A 22,332-nucleotide genomic window follows, 5' to 3' on the forward strand; every position below is an offset into this window, starting at 1 on the left:
TTCCCTCTCCAACTTAAAAAGATACAAAAAAGGTGCAGACTCCTAATAGAATCTGCACCTTATACGATTGATCTGATTTAAGTTTACCCCTCAAAATTTATCTGGGCACGCAAATCAGTGGATCGCATAAGATGCGAACCACAACAACAACTGTTTAATTGAACAACATTTGCGTATGCCATGATGAATTCCTCCGGTTGATTTATGTATCAAGATTATATTTCTTTATAAACTTTGTCAATTATTTTTTCATTCTTGTTGATTGATCGGGTCTAAAACCAATGATTCTGAAAGCAATATCTCACTAGTCAAACTGTATATGTATTTTGAGTCAAATTTGTGTTCCAAAGATATATCATGCAAGTATTTACGTTCTTCCGTAAATGCGTACATCAATGCCCGACGTTCTTGTAATTTCTGATCTTCGTCAAAATCAAATGCATTCTGATTAACGCCACGCCACTGATGCAAAAAATCACCAGTAGTATTATCTGCATTTTGATCTTGTAAATCATAAATGACCGACTTACGAACCGATTCATCAATATCCATTTTTTTAACTCGGCCAATTCCTCTTTGAACCATTTTTTCACGAATGACACTCATTTGATCCAAAATATGGGAATCATTTTCAGTCCCTGGCAGAATGAATCTAAACAAAATTGTTGGAACAATCATACTCAAAATGATGACGACAGTTTCAACCAGGACCAATAGGTTGAATTTTTGAAGCGATAAAACCTTACTGCTTACACTGAATACCATGGCTAAAGTAACGGCACCATGGATTCCGCCAAGTGAGAAAACAATCGAATCTTTAGACGTATTTCTCAAAACAAATTGTGCATATAAATAACGAATTATTAACGATATCAAGTACATCACGATTCCGACCCAAAGCCAAACTAAAGAATGAGTAATTTCATTAAAGTTATCACGGATAATGCGAATCAAAGTGATCCCTAAAACTACAAAAACAAAACTATTTAAAACTTCCGAAATGAAATTCATTAATGAAACGCCAAGATGAAATTGATGTGGCGAGGAAAACCGACTGCGACTCGCTTCACTGTTATTGATCAATCCGGCACAGACAACTGCAATAATTCCAGACATCTGTAGTTCTTCTGCCAAATAATAAATCACAAATGGCGTAATTAAAAAGATAATGGTCTGCGATGAGATAACATTAATGTGCGATCTTAATAGCATTTGACGAAACAGCATTAATAAAAATGAAATTACCGAGCCTAATATCATCCCGCCAATTGCTGAATACAGGAAACTACCGGCATTTTGTGCAAAAGATAAATGTCCAGTTTCAAACCAAGCCATTCCGGCAGCTAACAAAATAATTCCTGTAGCATCGTTAAATAAAGACTCAAGCTTTAAATTTTTCTCCACATTTTGCGGAACCTGTCGACCTTCAACAACTGAACCAAACGCTGTTGCATCTGTTGGCGTACTGATTGATGCCATGATCAACGCTAATGGAAATCCTAATGCAAAAATAAGATTGATCGACCAACCGACTACAACCGCAATAATGACGGCTAATAATACTGCTGTGCCGATAATTGACCCAGCCTGTCTAACAATCGTATTATTGCGTGTCTGCTGTCCTTCGAAATATAACAAAGGAGCCACAATCAGAAACATGAAAACTTCGTTGTCAAAATTTAGAATCAGTTTATCCGTATATGGAATTAGTCCAAATACTATCCCCACTGCAAGGTTGATATACGTATTCGATAGATTTGGCACAAAACGTGCCAAAATATTAGCAATAGCCACCGCAATCACAATTGTTATCGATGAAACAAACACTTCCATCATAGCTCCCACCTACTTACCTAATCTGAAAAAACCTCTAGTATATTTTTCAATCCCTCTTTAACAATGCCTTCGTTGTCTAATCCGACTGCTTGGCAAAGTTTATCCTCAGTTTCTGAGAAATACTTGCGAATACTTTTCGACAACTGTCGTGATTTGGGAGTCAACAAGATTCGTTTTAATCTGGCATCGTTTTCCATTGGCACCCGGACCAATAAATCGTTTTTCTCCATCAATTTTAACGCACTCGTAGCACTTGCACGTCGAATATTAAATTCTGATTCGATATCTTTTTGAAAAATATATTTATCGTTTTCCAGACGAGATACATAATCGATAATGCTGATCTGCATCCGTGTCAATCCCAGTGTTTGGGCAAATTTGTCAGCGTCTCGCGAAAGAACGCTATTGGTTTGTTTGATCAAAACTCCAAAAATTCTATCCATAATCAACCTCATAGTTTGATTTCTAACATAAAATTATACTAGCACATTTATAATGAATTATGTTATAACATCATATGTTAGTTCGAATTCTAACTATTTAGGAGGACCTATGCAAGAAAAACAATTAAACGCTCGTCTAATTTTGTCGATCGTCGCTGCTGGATTGATGTCATTTTGTGGAGTCGTCGTAGAGACTGCCACCAACGTGACCTTCCCAACTTTGATGCGACAATTTAACGTTAACACCGCAACAGTTCAATGGATGACGACAGGATATTTATTGGTCGCATCGATCATGATGCCATTGTCCGCTTACTTAAAACACAATTTTACTTCCAAAAAACTTTTTATCATGGCTGCTAGTTTGTTTGCAATCGGTCTGATCATCGATAGCATCGCACCCATTTTTCCAATTCTCGTTCTCGGCCGTGTCATTCAAGGAATTGGCGCCGGAATTGCTTTACCATTGATGTTCAATATCATTCTCGAACAAGCTCCCGTTTCAAAAATCGGCCTGCTGATGGGGATTGGTACTCTGATCACTGCCATCGCACCGGCAATCGGGCCCACTTTTGGTGGTCTAGTAGTAAACTCACTAGGCTGGAGAAGCATCTTCATCTTGCTGCTACCGATTGTAATCATTGCCTTGATCATGGGAGCTTTGGCAATCAAACAAGTCAATCCTTTGCAAAAAACTAGTTTGAACTTAGCTGGTTTATTGTTGATCTCAATCGCCTTCGTCGGTTTGATCTTTGGATTCAGTAACCTTTCAATGTTAGTTTCAAAACCAATCAACTTCTGGGTACCCTTTATCATTGGTGTCTTAGGATTAATCGGATTTATTCAACAATCTAAAAAGAGCAACAACCCATTAATCGATATCAAAGTTTTAAAGAATACCAAGTATTCTCAACATTTAGCCGCCTTTTTCCTAGTCCAATTAGGAGCTTTAGGCATGTCTTTTGTGCTTCCAAATTATATTCAACTAGTCAACGGAAAAACTGCTTTGGTAGCTGGATTAGTCGTGCTTCCTGGTGCTGCTTTAGGCGCAGTCTTTGCACCGCTTGGCGGCAGTATCCTTGATAAATTAGGAGCCAGAAAACCTATCTTGAGTGGAATTTTTCTCGAAATAGTTGCTATGTTCTTATACGTATTATTTGGACGTCACTTATCTGATACTCTCATCTTGTCATTCTATCTGCTATTCATGCTGGGCATGGGCTTTGCCATGGGAAACATTATGACCAACGGATTAAAGCAACTACCTCCGGAAAAAAATGCTGACGGGAATGGATTTTTTAACACGGTCCAACAATTTGCTGGTGCAGTCGGAACTTCGATCGTATCTACTATCGTAACTATTTCACAAAGCGCTTCAACGCCGAAAAGTTACGGTTTGAGAACGGCAATTGGTTCACAAAATTCATTTATCGTGATGCTCATATTCTTGATAATTGCGCTAATACTGTTAAATCTAGCTACAAACGAAAGAAAAAAAGTATAAAAACTTTTTCACAATTTCTCTTGCAACCGTTTGCCATGTGCTATACTTATTAATCGTTACGGTCTGATTTGAGGCCTTAGAAGACTACAAAGCCATGCTAAGCAAGAGATTCGACTGTGCAAATAAATTTATGGGGTACAGAATTTATGCACTACACACTATTTATTCGCTGCGTGGCTGAATTTATGGGAACCGCTTTGATGGTTGCTTTAGGTAATGGCTCAGTAGCAAACGTTGAACTTAAGGGAACGAAAGGATTCCACGGGGGGTGGATCCTGATAGGTTTCGGTTACGGTATCGGGGTTATGATCCCAGCCATGATGTTCGCTGGTATTTCTGGAGCACAGATCAATCCAGCCATGACATTGGCACTTGCCGTTAACGGACAATTTCCTTGGGCAGAAGTATTCCCCTACGTCTTAGCACAAATGCTAGGAGGAATTTTTGGACAAGCTTGTATCGTGGCTGCATACAAGCCATACTACAATCACACGACTAATGCGGAATCGATCTTGGGAACATTCTCAACTATCGATAACGAACATAGTCAATTAAACGGTTTTATCAACGAGTTCTTAGGAACATTTGTCCTAGTACTTGGAGCAGTCGCATTGACAGCCGATAAAATCGATTTGAGAGCTGATTTTATCGGACTAGGATTCCTAGTTATGGCCCTAGTTGTTTCACTTGGTGGAGCAACCGGACCAGCACTTAACCCAGCTCGTGATCTTGGACCAAGACTTTTGCACGCAATCTTACCATTGCAACACAAAGGTTCATCCCAGTTCAGTTATAGTTGGGTACCAGTAGTAGCACCAATTCTTGGCGGAATTTGTGCAGTTAAAGTCTGGAGTGTATTCTTCGGATAAAAAAAAGCAGATCACTATGATCTGTTTTTTTTTTTACCTAAATTTGTAATTTACCTCAATCTAACTACAATCATAACCGCAAAAATAGTAGAATATTATATAATTTATATTGTATGACATAGCATAACTATCGCCATGTCGGTTAACAAAGAAACGGGGATTAAATATATGATATTTTGTGGAAATTGTGGGGCAAAAATTCCAGATAACGTTAAGTTCTGCCCAAAGTGTGGCGCAAAGGTTAGCGATTTTAGTGCTCCAAAGAACGAGGAAAAGCAACCAACAGCAAACCCAAGTGCTTCAAGTCAAGCAGTACCAAATCAACAAGCCGCTCCAGTTCAACAACCTACTCAACCAATGAATGGTACTCAACAAAATCAAACATCAAATACGAAATCTTTATTGCAAAACCCTAAAATCAAAGAACACAAGACATTGATCATCATCGCTTTAATCGTTATTGTCGTTGGTGGATTTATGTTCTCGAGAACTGCAAAGTATCGTGACATGACAATGAGCTCATCATCAAAATCTGAATATATTAGTAGTTGGATGACTACTAATGATGACGATATTGGTGTAACTGCGACTGTCGAGAATAATCGAGTAATTTTGAAAGCTAAAGAAGAAGGAAAATTGATTGATTTCTTAGATGAAACTAATTATGCCAAATCAGAATTAACCTTCCTTAGAACAAGCATCGAAAAAACTTCTTCAGAAGCAAATCGTGAATGGGGTCCCAATTACATCGTCGAAGTACAAGATGAAAGTGGCAACACCGTAGTTACTGCCCAAAACGGAATACTTAAAACAGACCATTTGCTTGAAGCATAATTTTAAAATATGAGTTAGGGGATAAATAAATATGATGTTTTGTGGAAATTGCGGAGCAAAAATTCCTGAAGGAGTTAAGTTCTGCCCTAAGTGTGGTGCTAACGTTGCTCAATTTAGTGCAACTAATGATTCTAGTGATAGCAATAATACTCAACATAGCCCTGTAAACAACCAACAACCACCTGTTCAGAACCTAAATACTAACGTTTCAAATCAACAACAAAATTTTAATCAAAATAACTCCGGCAACTTCGCCACAAAGATCAAAAAACATCGAATTCAAATAATCTTCGCGGTATTAGTATTGATTGTTGCATTATTTGCATTCACGAAGACAACAACGTATCGAAATGCAGCCACAAGTGATGCAGACAAATTAAGTCTATTCAAAAAATGGGCTAACGTTAGTGATTCTGGTCCTTATTCATCCAACTTGAATCATATGACCTATGATGAAATGAAAACAGCTGGTGGAGATTGCACCTGGACCTTAAATGATAAAACAATTACTTGTAAGACCGTTCAAGGTAGTGATTTCAATGCATATTTGATGGATAGTGATTTATATGGTGATAATATTACTGAAAGGCTCATCAAAGATGCAACCTATGCTTCTAGTCAGGCTCTGCAACAATGGGGAAAAGGATATTCTCTCAACCTTGAAGACTGCCAAGGGAAAACATGGTTAGTTGTCCAAGACGGAAATATCCAAACAAACAAATTGGATAGAAATTAATCGGTTTAAGCAATCATTAGTCTTGCTTAATTATTGATTTAGCTTTAACCTCAAACGATATTATTGTATTATGAACTTGAATTAATTAGGGGGAGAAATACAACATGTATTGTTCAAACTGTGGGGAAAAAGTTGATTCAGATTTAAAATACTGCGACAAATGCGGTATGGAATTATTGGACAAGGGATCTAAAATTAAAGATCCGAAAATAGTCCGTAATTGTAAAAAACAAATTTACCAACGTCAATCTTGGTATTCACACGTTATTGCATTTTGGGGATATTAGAAAAGCAGGTAGCTAATCGCTATCTGCTTTTTTGAGTTCATGGACATCCCTGCTCGACAGCCAGCCGGTCTCGGTGACTCGATACAAGGTCGTTCCATTAATATTAATTTTTCGATCAGTGTACCAAATGTTTTGGTCGGTCAAAATCCCACGTGAAGTAACTCGACCCTGGCAGTCAAAAAGCCGAATGTCCGTAGCTTCATTTGCCTCAACTCGACACTCCAACGGTTGATACTGAATCACGTCTTGTGCATTGACCCAAACGTCTCGTGCAATCTCCAAATAAGTCGTCCCGTGCAAATCGGCACAGTGAGAAACTTTCAAATCATAATTATTGGCCATATTGTAAATTGTCAACCCTTGGCCGTTGAACACTGGGATAATGCCATTACTAGAATACGTCATAAAGAAACCTGACAAACTAGTCCGATGGTCAAAAATTGAGTCCAAAGTCTCAGTCCGCCTAGGCGACTTCTGATTTTGAAGCGGCACCACGTAAACTTTTTGATGAGGATTGTCGGCTGAAACGATAGCAAAATTCCAATAATCTGAGGTGAACCGGTAGCCAGGAGGACATTGGATCCTGACCTTGGATTTTTCAGGGCCACGAATAGTCCCACGACAGATCTCATGCTCAGTCTTGGTCATAAAGTGAATCTTATTTTCAATAATTGTTCCGGGAGCAACACGTTTGATGTTTGAATTATTCTTATTGCTAGGTTTTACTTTTAAATCTACCAATTTTATAACCACTCCTTTAGTTAGGACTGGGTGAAGCACAAAATGCGCCGATTGACCATCCGCCAAAACGAAACCTTCGGGAACTCGATGCGTGATATCAATTATCAATCCAATCTCACCCGTTATGAAAATAGCCGAAATTATCGATCCATTATATTCAAAATTTACCTTTATCGTAACCATTTCACGGTCATTATTCAATTGACTTTTACGCAATTTAAAAACCTCTTATATTAACCCCATAATATCCGCAAATTAGTCAAAATGTTATCAATTAGCACTTTAAAATATTAAAAAAAGCCTTTATCAAAAGGCTTTCTTTAGTTTAATTCATCTGCCGCGATCCATTCGTTGATCGACACACGGTAAAAAGTTTTTCCGTTGATAGTTGCGACTTTGTCAGCTTTCCAGCTTGTGTTTGCAGCCAGACTTCGTTTAGTCGCATTGCCTTGACTATCGTAAACTGTGACGACTTTATCCCCGGTCGTAACAATTTGTGAAACTGGATCATAGCGCAGACTTTCGCTAGCTTTGAGCCAACCGTTAGTAGAAACTCGATAATGAATTTCACCATTGATAATTGCACGTTGGTCAACTTTCCAATCGGAATGCGGTGCCAAATACTCATCGATCAATTGTCCATTTTGATCATAGAGCTGTGTTCGATCGCCCATTCCATGCGTGATGATCTGTCCAGATATTTCAGTCAGTTGTGGATTGTTCTCATCGATTTCTGGATTCGTACCTTCGATGAAATCTCCTGGTTCAATCGGATTAGGTTCAGGCGTCTGAACCTCTGGCCCACTCACATTTGGTGCAGTCTCAACATTATTAGAACCAGTGTCAGGTGTTGGTTTCTCAATCTGTTCAACGTTGCCCAAATCAACATTGTCAGTTTGAGTATCAACAGGTTCAGGTTCTTTTTCAGTTGGTAAAGTTTGCGAATTTCCAGCTCCTTCAGAACTACTAATGATTTCTGGAGGACGCACTTCTTCTAAAATTGGTTGATCAGCTTCATTTTCGTTTGAAACTGTCGTCTCTGAGTTATCAACATTTTCAGTTGGTGCCTCGACACTAGTTGAATCATCTGGAACCACCAAATTTTCCAAACTAGTCACGATAACTTTTTGCGTCGTATTATCGCTTAAAATGTTAAAAATTTTGTATGAGCTATCTAAGTATTCAAATCCACTCGGAGGAGTAACGATAACCTCGTGGTTAGAACGTCCGGCAATCTCAGTTGTACCAACAATTTCCCCATGTGGCGTCACAAATTGCACGGTGTTCTTATGTGTCTTGAATAGTTTTACTGTAATGACTTTTTTACCGTCATTCAAAATTGGTTCATATCCGTATTCTATTTCATAACCAGCCGGGATCTTGGCTTGATCGATAACTAATTGACCGTTTACATCAAATATCGCGTTAAATCCTTCAAATTCGACCCCATCGTCAGTGACGTACTTAATTTCTTTTTCAATCTTGGCCGGTGTAGCTTTGATCTCTGCGACCGTTTGTTTTTCAGAGATCGTATAAGTATGGCTGCCAGTGATTTTGTACTCGTCAGTATCAACTAATTTAACCTTTTCCCCATCGTATCCACTGACTGTTTTAGTACCTAATAATTTGCCATGTTCATCAACAAAATTCACTGTGTTCGATATCTTAGCCATTGTTTTCAGATAAACAATAAAGTTTTGACCGCGATTGCCAGAAACAAATTCATACTGAATTGACTTGTCGATAACAAATCCTTTTGGAATGAACTTCTGATAATCCGCTAACGTGATTTTTTCCCCGACACGCTTAGCGACACTGTAAAATCCACCCGTGCCAAAAAATTGAATTGAATCATAATGCTTTTCGGCGACTATCTTCACAGTTAGTGATTTTGTCTTTTCTGACAAAACAAACTCTTTATCCTGACCTGTAGCTAAACTGTAGCCAGCTGGGACATATTTTTCTAAATTGATCGTTGTCCCAGATTTTCCACTGACCTCAGTCGCTGGAACCTTGCCGAAGTCAGCTTCAAAATTAATTTTTGCCGTCAATTCAGTTTGAACTGATTTTTTCAAGTAAACCATGAAAGTCTCTGGCCATGGCTTGTCTTGAGCAACAAAACTATATGTGCGAGAAGTGTCTACCTCGTACCCCTTTGGAATATATTTTTCATAATCTTTGATCGTAACTCGCTGTCCAACATGCGTTGTGATCAGCTGCGTCACCGTTTTTCGAAGACCCATGAATTGAATAGTATCATGTCTTGTTTGACCGACATTTTCTAAGTGCTTTGGACCGACAAAATGCAAATCTTTAAAAATCGCCGAGTCCATTTTAAGCGAACCCTGATGACCGTGCTTACTCTTCTTCTTTTTCTCAGACTCAGATTCCAGCACTTCCGCAGCACTCGAAACCGTCGGCAAAACAAACGACCCAAGGATGAAACCACTCAATAAAGTCCCAACTAAAAATTTTTTCTTCACGATCAACCTCTTTTCTCAAATCTTCGCTTTAGTACAAAATCTTGCTTGTGACATCATCTGCTGACACCCACGTGTTTGTGGATACTCTAAAATGTTGCTTGCCGTTGATGTATGCTAATTTATCTGCCAGCCAGACTGAGTTTGCTGTCAAAGTCGTTCCACCAATTGTTTGTCCATCAACTGAGACCACTTTGGCACTGCGGTCTGGTTTGACGGTCGCAATTTCATGGATTCCAAAATATTGATAGACGTCGCTTGCCTTGACCCACTCATCAGTCGAAACTCGGAAATAGACATTCTTCTTATGGGTACAAGTCTTGTCAAACGCCCAATCAGTATTTGGTCCAAGCATCCGATTGCTGGCCTTGCCCTCGCTATTTACTAATTGAATCGGACCTTGGTCAGTCTTAGTAGAAATATATCCATAACGCTTGAATGAATTTTTTGCCAGAGAGTCGTCCTTACTGCTCTTGATCAGATAAACAGTTTCAGTTGCGCCGGGTCGACCTTTGATAGTCCAAATCAATTCAGTCTTCTTCCCATCAGGATTAAAAAAGAAATATCCATTTGGAATATCATCAGTCGTCAAATATTTTTCTTCTCCCTTAGAAATATTGACCTGCAGATCACCGACTTTTTCACGCGTATTGAAATCGTAAAAATCGAAATCCATATGGTCAGCTAAAGGGTCAGCTTGAACCATTCGAGTTGAGTCAGTACTGTCTGCCTGAGCCGTTCCAGAAACACTCATCGCTGGTACAACGCTGGTCATCAGCAACGCTCCACAAAGTAATACATTAGTAATTAATTTATTATTAGACATCTCTTCCACCTGAATAAAAATATTTTAGCTACTTTGTAACCGCATTCAATTTAACCCAAAATTGACCCGCAATCCACGATTATTTCACAATATATCAAAGTTGAAGAGTCGTGATATTACAACATTTATTAGTACTATTTTCACAAAAAAATCCCCACCGTTACCGGTGGGGACTACGTATTTGTGAATTATTTTACATCATTTGCTGACAACCATTCGTTGGTTGAAACACGGTAGTATTTTTGACCGTTGATCATGGTTGATTTGTCAGTTAACCATCTTGAATTTGGACCCAAGCTTCGACTTACAGATAATTTTCCTTTACTATCGTAAAGTTTAGAAATTTTATTTTGAGTTTCGATTACACCATTAATACTTTGATATTCATAAACATGAGCAGCTTTGACCCATTCATTACTTGAAACTCGGAAGTAAGTCTCACCATTGAGGACCATTTTCTTGTCGACAGCCCAATCAGTGTTTGAAGCAAGTTGACGATTAGAGATTTTTCCATTTGAATCGAAAAGCGGAATTGTTTTATCGATAAAATGAATTCCTATAAAGGAGACGTGATTAGTTATCTTCTTATTGGAACTGTCACCATTTGAGTGGGTTGAATTAGAATTCGTTGAATTAGAGTTATTCGTACTGCCACCACCAATATTACTTGTTCCAATGTTTGAATGATCAGATTCTAGCTTAAGAACCACCACTCGTTGTTTTTTATTCTCTTTTGAAATATAAATACTATCTAAATAATTTGCTGGAAATTCATATCCTTTGGGAGCGGTCAATGAGACTTTCCAGCCATCAAAATTAGATACTTCTTTCTTACCCACAACAGTCCCATCGAATGTAACAAAGAAGATCATGTTGTTATATTTTCTAGAAAATCTCACTGTTTTTATTTTATCTGTATGTTCAAAATATATAAATGCGGCATTGGGTCTATAACCATATCCAGGTACTAAGTCGTTTTTAAATACGACGGAACTATTATTAGGTCCAGACAATTCAATCTCTTTCAAAACTTTTGAAGGATCATCCTCATCAACAATCTTAAATTTGTTTGTCACCTTTTCTTCTTCATCTACATTAACATTCAGACTTTTTCCATCATCTTGAATAACATATTCTTGATTAGGATTTTTCAACTTATATCCATTGGGAACCCATGAACTATTAATATTAATTCTTTGTCCGTCGTTTTCGTGAATATAATAATTTCCAATTATCTTTCCATCTGAATTAATAAACTTAATTTCTTTCTGAATAAAACTGCTAGGTTCTCTTCTCTTCATGATTGTTATGTATTGTATTGTTTCTTTTGGAATGATTTTATAGCTAATAGAGCTTGATTCACTATAATCATATCGATAAACATATCCATCCGGTAAATGTGAACTATCCAAGATTTTTATCTCATTTTTTTTGCCTTTAACGTTAAATGGGGTTCCTATCGCACCACCCATTTCATCTTTTAATTGTATTGTATTTATATATTCATCATTCAAATTCTTTTTGACGTATATTTTATGTTCCTCAACAGCTCCTTCTTTTAATTTTTTTGAATAAAAATAAGTTTCTGCATTTTTTGATATGACATAGCCGTCAGGTACTTGATCTATATATTCATTTTCCTCAATAAGCTCATCGGGGAACACTTGATAGTCTGCTGGAGTGCCAACTTCTTTAAATGAGTTGGATTCATCAACAAATTTAATTTTTAAAGTGTGTTTAACTGGTTCCACTGAGATAAAAATACCTTCACTTGCATTTCTATGCATGATTACCTTGCTAGATGTTCCTTTAGTCAGTTTATAACCATCTGGTACCAACTCCATAATATCTTTTTCTTGATTTTCTACCCCACGAATATATTCATTATCTACATAATGACCGTTATATCGAAAATTAATTTGCATTCCGAATTCTGATTCATCCGGCACATTTTTTATAACCCCAGTATTTTCGTTAGCCAATACTCTTTCCGTATTAAAAATATTCATTGTACTCGTAACAGTTGTCATCATTATTGTAATTAACAATGTATTTTTTATTTTACTCAAAGTAATATCCATCCATTCTTTTATATTTTTCTAATATATATGATCATTAAATACTAATCTAGAATGAAATCGTAAACATACTACATTCATTTACATCACTATGAATAAAAAAATAAGGATATTCCCACTACATTTAATGGGAACATCCTTGTAAATTGATAAATTATTTTACATCATTTGCTGACAACCATTCGTTGGTTGAAACACGGTAGTATTTTTGACCGTTGATCATGGTTGTTCTATCGGAATACCAAGCGGAATTTGCGGAAACTGATCTGCTTGGTGAAACTTTTCCTGTTGCATCGTATAGATGTGAGATTGCTCCATCTTTGGTTACGACTGTTGTTGGATTTGAGGTATAACTATAAACATCGCTACCCTTTACCCACTCTGACGTCGAAACACGATAGTAAGTATCACCATTCAAGGTCAACTTTTTATCAGTGGCCCATGAACTGTCAACACCTAATGAACGGGCATCAAGTTTAGCACCTGTATCTGAATATAAGGAAACTAACTTGTCCATTGTTCCGACTGCACCCTTGAAGTCTTCAGTTTTGCTACTTGCTACGACCGTGATCTGTTGCTTGCTGCCATCTGGTTGCATTGTCACTGAAGAGTCATCAGTGTTTTTCAAGGTATAGCCTGCAGGAAGCGAACTACTTGCTAAAGTCACTTTGTCGCCACTAGCTTCGCCAGAAATAGTTGTCGTGCCAACTTCAGTTTTTGCAGTGTTGTCTTGAACGAATGAGATCGTATTGTGAATTGCTGGGTTAACGTTTAGATAAACGTCTGATGAACCAGATCCTAGGATGACCTTGTTTTGAGACTTGTTTGCCAAGTAGTATCCAGCTGGGACCTTACTTACGCTCACAGAGTCACCGGCGTTACCAGTCAAAACTTCTGAACCAACTTGGCCACTGTTGTATATGTAATGAACCGTTGCCGTAACGTTGCCGACCTTGGTTAATTCAACTCGATTAATAGCACCGTCTTTGCCTAGAGTGTAGTTATTATTGCCAGAAGCCACTTGGTATCCTGCTGGAAGCTGTTTTGTTAAATCAATAACTTGTCCCACCTTAGTACCAGTAACGATAGTTGCAGCATTTCCAACTTCAACGTCACCATTTGTGAAAACAATTTGATTAGTAATTTTATTAGTAGTTGTATCTGTTACGTTTGTAGCAGCGTCAATACCAGCGTTTGTAGCTGCATCAACGATCGTAGATTGAAGTCCGATAGTTCCTAGAACAATTCCAGAAAAAACCAGACTTTTGATAATAGTCGATTTAGTATTTTTCATAAGAACCTCTCTTGAATATTCTAATAGTCAGATTATCCGTCAAATCAGCGTTTATAAGGAGTTTTATGATTATTCTTATATAAAAAATAATATGATTCGATTCAAACGGAAAATAATTTTGTCCTTTTTAATCATTCGTAAAATATCGATTATTATCAGTTATCCACATAATAAATAGCAGTAATTCGATAGCCTTTTTTCAGCCAAAAAGACTCTGAAGGAACTATAGTCATGTTAGTAGGAGTAAGTGTAAAGTTCATGAAAGTTAACTAGAAGTGTTTTTAAATTTTTTTAAACAACTATGGTTTATCGAATTCAAAAGGACTATAAATGAACTTGTAACAACTTTAGGGGGCTTAATTATGAACATCGCCACAAGAAGACAACCCAGAATTTGGGCAGCTGTCATCGCTGGTATTATTGGTGGTATCATGTCCGGTATCGTTAAGCTAGGTTGGGAAGTTTTACTACCACCTAGAACCGTTGCCAGAAATTTGACCAATCCACCACAAGAACTATTGCAACAATTCGGAATTCCAAAGGCAATCACGCATTTGACATACACTTATTCAGGCCAACAAATGCCTTGGGTAAGTTTCATCATGCACTTTGGATTCTCAATCACTTTCGCTATTATTTACTGTGTAATCGCAGAGTATTATCCAAAGATCAAGTTGGGACAAGGTACCGTTTATGGACTTGTCATCTGGGTATTATTCCACCTCTTGATCATGCCATTAATGGGAACCGTTCCAGCAGTTTGGAACCAACCATTTGAAGAACACTTCTCAGAAGCTTTAGGCCACATGGTTTGGGCTTGGACAATTGAAGTCTTCAGACGTGACTTTAGAAGCCGGATCACCCACGAACCAGACCGCGAAGTCGATTCCGGATTTTAATTATTAATTAACTAGCCGATAAGGCTAGTTTTTTTTTGGAAAAAATCGAATCTCCTGACGTAATTTCTTAACAGCTATCTCGATAGCAAACACACAAAGGAGATCTTATATGAAAAAAACTTTAGTCAAAACAACCAGCCAGGCACTGCTGATCACAGCAGTTGCACTATCTTCAGGAGTATTAACCAACGGAATGAATTGGGGGAGCGCGGTGGCAGCTTCGGATGCACATACTGCTCGTGATAATCCATACCTAGTAAATGAAAACAAACTAACAATTAAAAGTTCTAACTTTCCAACTGGAACATTAGCCGATAATTTACGTAAGGAAAAAATTGATCCAAAAAGTATAGAATCAATTAATTTTGGAGTAAGTGTCCATTTGAACGAAAACAATAAAAAATTTTTCAGCTCATTGCCAAACATAAAAAACATTTCTGTATTAAACTACCTCGTACCCAGTAAATTAATGGACTTAAGTGGATTCTTTGAAGGCGACACGAAACTTGAGGAAGTTGACTGGAATTCGTTTGATACATCCAACGTAACTAATGTTTCAAATATGTTTGCTGGAACGCAAATTGAATCAATCAATCTTAAGGGACTTGATCTTACTAAGGTTACAAACATGTCTGGAATGTTCAAAAACACACCACTAAGTAATATCACTTTGCCCAAACTAACCACGCATAATAAAATCGATTTAACCAGCGCATTTGAAAACACTCAATTAAAGTCGATTGATCTAACACCTTTTAAAGCTGCCAAATCTCTAAATACCGAAAATATGTTTAAAGACACCCCGCTAAATTCATTTACAGCATTTAAGGGACTTAATTTAAAAAATGCTGGGTTAAGAAATGGTGATTGGAAAAATTCTAAAACAGATAAATCAATCTCGCTTAAAGATTTAGTCTCACATCCACTAGATGACGATGCAACATATACACTAGATAAAAGCATACCAGCTAATACTCCTTCTACATTCCCAGCAGATGAAATTAAGTCTACTAACTTTGTGGTTAAAGTAGATGGATCTGAATCCAATGTTGTGACTCCCAATTTCTATTTAATTGCTAAGGGTGATCAAAATAACACTAAACTAACCGAAGTTACCGCTGGGCAACAAGTCGAAATCGTCCTTTCTATTCCCAAGAAGAAACAAGCTGTTTATAAATTAACTGACCCTACAAAAAAACTTCAAGCCACCGTAAGCGATAATGGTAAATCACTCATTTTAAAAAACGGAAATGTAGTTGAAATATCTTCAATTAAGAATCCAAATGAAACTAATAAGGAAAAACCAACTCCGACCATACCGAAACCCCATGAAACGATTACTCATCCAGCATCCAAACCATTACCAAATCCATCTATTCCCGCCAGCTCAAACTCTCAAGGAAAGACAAATCATAAAGTAGTTACGCCCTTTCCGAGTCAATCTATAAACGTTATTCCTTCGCTCCCTACTCCAACCCCACATAAAACCAATCCCACAATTTCCAAGGTCCATCTGACGATTTTTGAGACTCCCCTAACCATCGCTACTCATGAAAAATCAGGAGCGATCCCACTTTATGATTCCAACTTCAAGAAAATTCCAGCTCGTTCATTAGCTCCCAAATCTGACTGGCTATCCGATCGTAAAAAATCGATCAACGGGAAAACTTTTTACAGAGTTTCTGCTAAAGAATGGGTCAATGGTTCCGACATTTATTCATACGAGAGTAAACAGAACACCATAACCACCAAGGACGGATACCACAAAGACCTGCTCAAATCTGACGGGACTAAATCCAACCGAAGATTAGTAAGCAATTCCACCTGGTCGTCAGATCGAACCACCGTTATCAACGGAATTTTATGCCACCGTGTGTCCACAAACGAATTCGTCGCTAATACAGATATCATAATTAATTAACCAAAAACAGCGTCACATTAACCAACCGTTAATGTGGCGTTTTTAAGTTGTAAAACCATTAAATCAGTATTAAAAAAACAGTCTCTGAAATATATTTCAGTATGTTTACAATGTAAATTTTAGATTAACAACGTGTAATTTTTTTTCAAATATGGTTTCTTGAAAAAAATAAAAATTCATAAAATTTTAGGTGCAAATGATTATAAAATAGTCGAATTATCAAATAATCATATTTTTTTAGTCTATTTTGAGTCAATCGAATAAATGCAAGATTACATAAAAAATGTGTCTTGTTCACAATGGCTTCGTTTTCAAAGGAAATCAACAATATCAAATATCACTGGTTTTATACATTTATAAAATGAAAATTACAACAAATTAAATTTCATTCTGTGGACTAGACCATGTTAAAGTTTTGTCTTGTAACAATTATCTTGACTATATTCGGGGGGAATGTAATGGATGAACAAACATATAAAAGTTACACATGAAAGCAAAGTAAGGTTAATGGCTATCGCTGGATTAACACTAAGTGCAGGAATGATTTTTTCAGAAATTTCTGTATGTAATGTCAATGCAGCGACTATTGATTCTACTCAGCAAGAGTCGTTTAACATCAATTCAATAGAAAATGTAAAACAACTTATTGATATCAATGATACTCATCAACCAAGTTTAGATGTGATATCTATTTTTAAAGATCTCAATATTGATTACTTTACACCTGGGACTGCAATTGAAATATTTATCGATGTCAACAATCAATTGGAGAATGGACCATTGTCTCAAATAAAAGGCAGCATCTTTGATAAAGGGGATACTAGATTTAAACCTATCAGAATGCAAATTTTTGACGATCAATTAGAGCAATTACAAAACGGGGAAACAATTGCGGTCCATGGGCAACCACAATCAGTAGTTAATACTGATGGGTCAGTAGCAAACTATATTTCTTCAGGCCATCTAGGACTTAGATATGACTTTGGTTCTTCACATCGTCGCTTAACTCTTGTAGATAAAAGCACTTCTAAGAAAGTACTCTATGCACAGTACGAACTCCAAAGTGTAGATGGAACACCTTCTTTTGCAACACCAGTCGGATTAAAAACAACAGATTCCGTTCATATTTTAAAAGATGGAAAAACAGTAGTGACTGTTCCACAAGTTGAGGGATATATTTCCAACAAGAAAACTGTTGAGGTTTCTCTCAACGAAAACGGGACCTTGGCTTACGACAAAAATATTATTTATTCACCGATAGTAGATAATATTGGAACTCATGAACCAGAACATCCTTCAGTTTCAACTAATCCGGTTAAACCAGTGCATCATCATCACTTTGTGTCAATCAAACATAAGCTGCATAGAGCTCATGATGCTATTAAAAATGTAATCTCACACATTCCGCACTTCCATTTCTAATCAAACTAAAGAAACTATATACAAATACAGGGAGATCTCAAATGAAATTAAAAGGAATTCTATTATCAACTGTAATTTTAGGTGGTTTTACAGCACCTATTATTCAACCACTGAACGTTAATGCGTCAGCAAGTACAGATCAAACAAAAGCAACAGCAACGAAACCAGCTAATCCTTTGGAAGCGAAAAAAGAAACACCAAACAAACCAGGAGATTCAACTGCTGAATTCTCTATGGAAACTTATTTAGATGGTAAATTATTTGACTCAAAGATGGTCAAATTTCAACCTAATGGTTCATTCAAATCCGAGTCTGATGTAAAACGTCCAACTCACGATTTAATCAAAATGGTCGATAAATCCGTTCATGGATGGGTACGTAATTACTGGCTTGGACCAATTAGAGACCATGACACCGAAGTTTCTTACAGCTCTAAACAACTCGACAAATATATTAAAGATCCTACACATTCTTTTGATTCAGTAATGAAGGGCTTGCTTTTTAAAGGCGGAAAAATGACTAATCATGGTGCTCGTTTGACCTATCGCGAAGACTACCAAACAAAAGATGGTTATGCAGTCGGCTCAGTAAATGTCCATACTAATGTTGGTGATATTACAATTAACAACATTGGTGGTAAAAAAGGATCTGAGACACCAGTTGATCTTCCACCATACAAGGGATTACTGCCAAACATGTCCAAAATCCAAGTTCACATTAGTGAAGACGGAAAATTCTCAACTGATACTAATGTTGAATATTCAGATGTGGTCAAGAGAGATGTAACTATTTCATCTAACTTAGGTGATCAAGTTGTTAAGGATGTTACAGGAAAAATTGGTAACGAGATAACAGTTCAAGTTCCTAAAAAAGAAGGTTATATTCTCAGCAAACAGTCCGTTAAAGCAAAAGTTAATCCCGACGGGACTATTACAACAAAAGAATCAGTCACTTATTTTGGTGGAATCAAAGCCAATGTAACGATTCATTCAAACATGAAATCAATTATCATTGAAAACGTATCTGGAAATGTTGGAGACACTGTTACGCTTACAATTCCAGATTCCGCAAATATCGAAGGATATTATTTGGAAAGTAAGACTATTCAAGCAGTAATTACGGGTGATGGTTCTATCAAGCCATTAAATGATGCCGTTTATCTTCCTAAAAAAATCTATGCAACAATGGTGGTTAATAGCAACTTCCCTGACAGAACACTTCATGCAAAAGTTTCTGGAAAAGTTAACGAAAAAATTAAAGTAGATGTTCCAACTGTTACTGGATACACTCCTGACAAAAAGCAAATCACAGCATTTGTTCACCCTGATGGAACAATTGATTCAGACGAAGTGGTCAACTACACACCAAAAACAATCACAAAAACTATCAATATCAAAACAAATCTAAAAGACAAAACTATTAAAGCAGAAGTATCAGGAATTGTCGGTCAAACAGTAACCATTGAGGTCCCTCAACTAAAGGGATACACGGCAGATAAAAAAACAATCAAGGCTACAATTAATGAAAATGAAAGTATCACCTCAGACGAGAAAGTTGTTTACACAGCTAACATGGTTCATGGAAAATTAGTAATCAAATCAAACTTAACCGATCGTCAAATTCTTAGAAACGTTTCAGGTCGTGTCGGTGACACAATTGAAGTTACTGTACCTCAAATTTTTGGATACCATTCAGATAAAAAGACTATTAAAGCAACTATCACTGACGATGAAAAAATTATTTCCGATGATATTGTTAACTACTCAAGTGACTATGTTACAGCCGATGTCGAAATAAAAAACAACTTAAACAAAAAACTAGTTGTTAAAGACTTCAAAGGAAAAATCGGTAGCGACGTGCTTGTTAACGTTCCAGAAGTGGCAGGATATACTCCAGATAAAACTGTTATCACAGCAACTGTGGACGGAAATGGTTCGATCACTTCTGATGAGGTAGTTAACTATTCTCGAAAGACATTCACAGCAAATGTAGAAATTAAGACTAATTTAGGCAAAATCATTACTGTAAAGAATGTTTCAGGTTTATTCGATGCTGACATTATTGTTAACGTTCCTAAGATTCAGGGTTACACAAATGATAAATTTATTGTTACAGCCCATGTTAACAGCGACGGCAGTATTACAACCAATGAACAAGTGACACTAGAACCCGAAACAGTCACAGCAAATGTAACAATTAAGACTAATAAGGGACCAGTGACAGTTTCAAATGTCGAAGGAAAAATTGGTTCAATTATCGATGTCGTTGTTCCTGATAAAAAAGACGTTCTTCCAGATAAAACAACAGTCGAAGCTATCGTAAACGAGAATGGTTCAATTTCAGTTATCAACCCTGATAACGAAGGATTTGTAACATACAAGGATTACAACACAGGTGGGACTGATCAAATTCAAATCACACCTAATATTCCTACAATTACAGCTGATGTGACTATCAAGACTAGCAACGGAGACCAAATTGTTAAAAACGTTAGCGGTAAAGCCGGTTCAATTATCGATGTTCAAGTTCCTGAATTAGCTGGTTTAGTTGCCGACAAAGACACAGTTCAAGCTAAGGTAAATAATAACGGCACTATCACTGTTATTAATCCAGATGCTGCAGGTTTTGTTAACTATCAAAAAGCAAACCAAGGTGGAACTGACCAAATTCAAATCGTTCCTAACTTGACTATCGTCACAGCAAACGTTGATATTCACACAAACCGTGGAATCCAAACTGTGAAAAACGTTACCGGCAAGGCTGGCTCAATCATTGACATTGCCGTACCCGATCTTGATGGTTTACTAGCTGATAAAGAAACCGTTAAGGCAAAAATTAACAGCGATGGCTCAATCACGGTAATCGACCCTGATCATGATGGATTTGTTACATATAACGATTACAACATCGGTGGTACTGATCAAATTCAAATTATGCCAAACCTTCCTATAATTACAGCTCACGTAAATATCAATACAAGTCACGGAGTTAAAACTGTTGAAAATGTCCAAGGAAAAGTGGGATCAACAATTGATATCCAAGTTCCTGAAGTTGAAGGACTAATCGCTGATAAGGATACTGTTAAAGCAAAAGTAAACAATGATGGTACAATCACAGTTATTAATCCGGAATCTGCCGGTTTTGTTAACTATCAAAAAGCAAACCAAGGTGGAACTGATCCGATTCAAATCATTCCTAACGTTCCAGATCAGGGTCAATCAGAAAAGCCAGTGGAACCAACTGAACCAAATACTTCAATTCCAGATAATGAAAACGTCAAACCGGATAACCAAAGCCAAACAACAACCAAACCAAATGAACAAGGAAACGCTACTCCTGGAAAACCTTCGACAAATGGCAACGCAACAAACACTGATAAACCATCATCACAAAATAATACCGGTTCTGGTTCAGCAAACTCAGTAAAACCAAGCACAAAACCAGATAACAGCGGAAACTCTAATTCCACAACAGCTACTACTAAGCCTGCTGATAAAGACCATGCTATTAAAAAAGTGAAAAAGACTATTTCTACACATGCCTCAAAAGCAAAAATCACTCTTTATACCAGTGATTTGAAAGTTTCTAACCGTTCCCTAACAGGTGGAAGCGACTGGCTAGTAGATGGCGTAATGGAAAAAGATGGTAAAACTTATTACCGCGTTTCAACAAACGAATGGATCCTTGCCGAAGATGCAATCGAATATCAAGATAATAGCCTTACAATCAGAACTAAATCAGATTCGAAGAAACAACTGATCAACTCCCTAGGATCAACTTCAAATCGTAATTTGGCAGCAAATACATCTTGGGCTACTAATCGAGTAGTGAAAATAGATGGACAAGATTACTATCAAGTATCAACTAACGAATTCGTCTCAGTTGATGATGTTGAAGTAATCTAAAGCACATATGTAAATTCCTCCCAATAATAAATACAATACAAATAAACACCAAATCAACCTACCAATTGATTTGGTGTTTTTGTGTTTAAAACAAATTTTTATAGAATTTTAAAATTATATAAAAATCGATAAATAACTTATTTTGTAGCTTTTAGTGTCATCAATTTAATCATCTATCATCTTATTTTCCACCAAGTAGTTTTGTTAACGTGCATTTAATTAGTAAAATATGATATATGTTTTATATATAATTGTTT

General features: G+C 36.9%; 16 protein-coding genes. 9 read left to right on the plus strand and 7 right to left on the minus strand.

From position 1 onward, the window contains the following. Positions 1-249 precede the first annotated feature (249 nt). Both LKF16_RS06755 and LKF16_RS06760 read right to left on the minus strand, forming a co-directional pair. Positions 250-1,836, minus strand: a complete 1,587-nt coding sequence (locus tag LKF16_RS06755; protein ID WP_291469895.1) for a cation:proton antiporter — start codon at positions 1,834-1,836, stop codon at positions 250-252. Positions 1,837-1,853: 17 nt separating this feature from the next. Beyond that, the gene (locus LKF16_RS06760) at positions 1,854-2,279 is read right to left on the minus strand and encodes a MarR family winged helix-turn-helix transcriptional regulator (RefSeq protein ID WP_291469896.1); all 426 of its coding nucleotides are present in this window, start codon (positions 2,277-2,279) and stop codon (positions 1,854-1,856) included. A 109-nt stretch (positions 2,280-2,388) separates the two neighbouring features. Here LKF16_RS06760 and LKF16_RS06765 point away from each other — a divergent pair, with 109 nt between their 5' ends. The 5 genes from LKF16_RS06765 to LKF16_RS13080 all read left to right on the plus strand — a co-directional run bounded on the left by LKF16_RS06765 (position 2,389) and on the right by LKF16_RS13080 (position 6,509). Beyond that, the gene (locus LKF16_RS06765) at positions 2,389-3,783 is read left to right on the plus strand and encodes a DHA2 family efflux MFS transporter permease subunit (protein WP_291469898.1); all 1,395 of its coding nucleotides are present in this window, start codon (positions 2,389-2,391) and stop codon (positions 3,781-3,783) included. A 146-nt stretch (positions 3,784-3,929) separates the two neighbouring features. Next, positions 3,930-4,652 carry an MIP/aquaporin family protein gene (locus LKF16_RS06770; RefSeq protein ID WP_291470370.1) on the plus strand — a complete coding sequence of 241 codons (723 nt, stop codon included), beginning with the start codon at positions 3,930-3,932 and terminating at the stop codon, positions 4,650-4,652. 168 nt (positions 4,653-4,820) lie between these two features. Continuing rightward, complete coding sequence (locus tag LKF16_RS06775; RefSeq protein ID WP_291469900.1) at positions 4,821-5,486, plus strand: zinc ribbon domain-containing protein; 666 nt, start codon at positions 4,821-4,823, stop codon at positions 5,484-5,486. 31 nt (positions 5,487-5,517) lie between these two features. Beyond that, positions 5,518-6,222: a zinc-ribbon domain-containing protein gene (locus tag LKF16_RS06780; RefSeq protein ID WP_291469901.1), complete on the plus strand. Its 705-nt coding sequence runs from the start codon at positions 5,518-5,520 to the stop codon at positions 6,220-6,222. A gap of 104 nt (positions 6,223-6,326) precedes the next feature. After that, positions 6,327-6,509 (plus strand): zinc ribbon domain-containing protein, encoded by a 183-nt coding sequence (locus LKF16_RS13080; protein WP_363305397.1) that lies wholly within the window; start codon positions 6,327-6,329, stop codon positions 6,507-6,509. A 12-nt stretch (positions 6,510-6,521) separates the two neighbouring features. Here LKF16_RS13080 and LKF16_RS06785 read toward each other — a convergent pair whose 3' ends face one another. The 5 genes from LKF16_RS06785 to LKF16_RS06805 form a co-directional block, all read right to left on the minus strand. Beyond that, entirely contained in the window at positions 6,522-7,466 is a 945-nt protein-coding gene (locus LKF16_RS06785; protein WP_291469903.1) for a hypothetical protein, read from the minus strand. 104 nt (positions 7,467-7,570) lie between these two features. Beyond that, on the minus strand, positions 7,571-9,733 hold the full coding sequence (locus tag LKF16_RS06790) for an SLAP domain-containing protein (RefSeq protein WP_291469905.1): 2,163 nt from the start codon (positions 9,731-9,733) through the stop codon (positions 7,571-7,573). Between the two features lie 28 nt (positions 9,734-9,761). Next, a complete protein-coding gene (locus tag LKF16_RS06795; protein ID WP_291469907.1) occupies positions 9,762-10,556 on the minus strand; it encodes a hypothetical protein in 795 nt (264 codons plus the stop codon). A gap of 188 nt (positions 10,557-10,744) precedes the next feature. Then, on the minus strand, positions 10,745-12,625 hold the full coding sequence (locus LKF16_RS06800) for an SLAP domain-containing protein (protein ID WP_291469908.1): 1,881 nt from the start codon (positions 12,623-12,625) through the stop codon (positions 10,745-10,747). A 163-nt stretch (positions 12,626-12,788) separates the two neighbouring features. After that, positions 12,789-13,928 carry an SLAP domain-containing protein gene (locus LKF16_RS06805; RefSeq protein ID WP_291469910.1) on the minus strand — a complete coding sequence of 380 codons (1,140 nt, stop codon included), beginning with the start codon at positions 13,926-13,928 and terminating at the stop codon, positions 12,789-12,791. A gap of 362 nt (positions 13,929-14,290) precedes the next feature. On the opposite strand from LKF16_RS06805, the gene LKF16_RS06810 reads away from it, so the two are divergent. The 4 genes from LKF16_RS06810 (at position 14,291) to LKF16_RS06825 (ending at position 22,075) form a co-directional block, all read left to right on the plus strand. Beyond that, a complete protein-coding gene (locus tag LKF16_RS06810; protein WP_291469911.1) occupies positions 14,291-14,827 on the plus strand; it encodes a YagU family protein in 537 nt (178 codons plus the stop codon). Between the two features lie 109 nt (positions 14,828-14,936). Beyond that, on the plus strand, positions 14,937-16,748 hold the full coding sequence (locus LKF16_RS06815; protein WP_291469912.1) for a BspA family leucine-rich repeat surface protein: 1,812 nt from the start codon (positions 14,937-14,939) through the stop codon (positions 16,746-16,748). 462 nt (positions 16,749-17,210) lie between these two features. Next, positions 17,211-18,170: a hypothetical protein gene (locus LKF16_RS06820; protein WP_291469914.1), complete on the plus strand. Its 960-nt coding sequence runs from the start codon at positions 17,211-17,213 to the stop codon at positions 18,168-18,170. Positions 18,171-18,211: 41 nt separating this feature from the next. Beyond that, positions 18,212-22,075: an SLAP domain-containing protein gene (locus tag LKF16_RS06825; RefSeq protein WP_291469915.1), complete on the plus strand. Its 3,864-nt coding sequence runs from the start codon at positions 18,212-18,214 to the stop codon at positions 22,073-22,075. Positions 22,076-22,332: the final 257 nt, after the last annotated feature.

Source organism: Companilactobacillus sp., assembly GCF_022484265.1.
Taxonomy (GTDB): Bacteria; Bacillota; Bacilli; order Lactobacillales; family Lactobacillaceae; genus Companilactobacillus.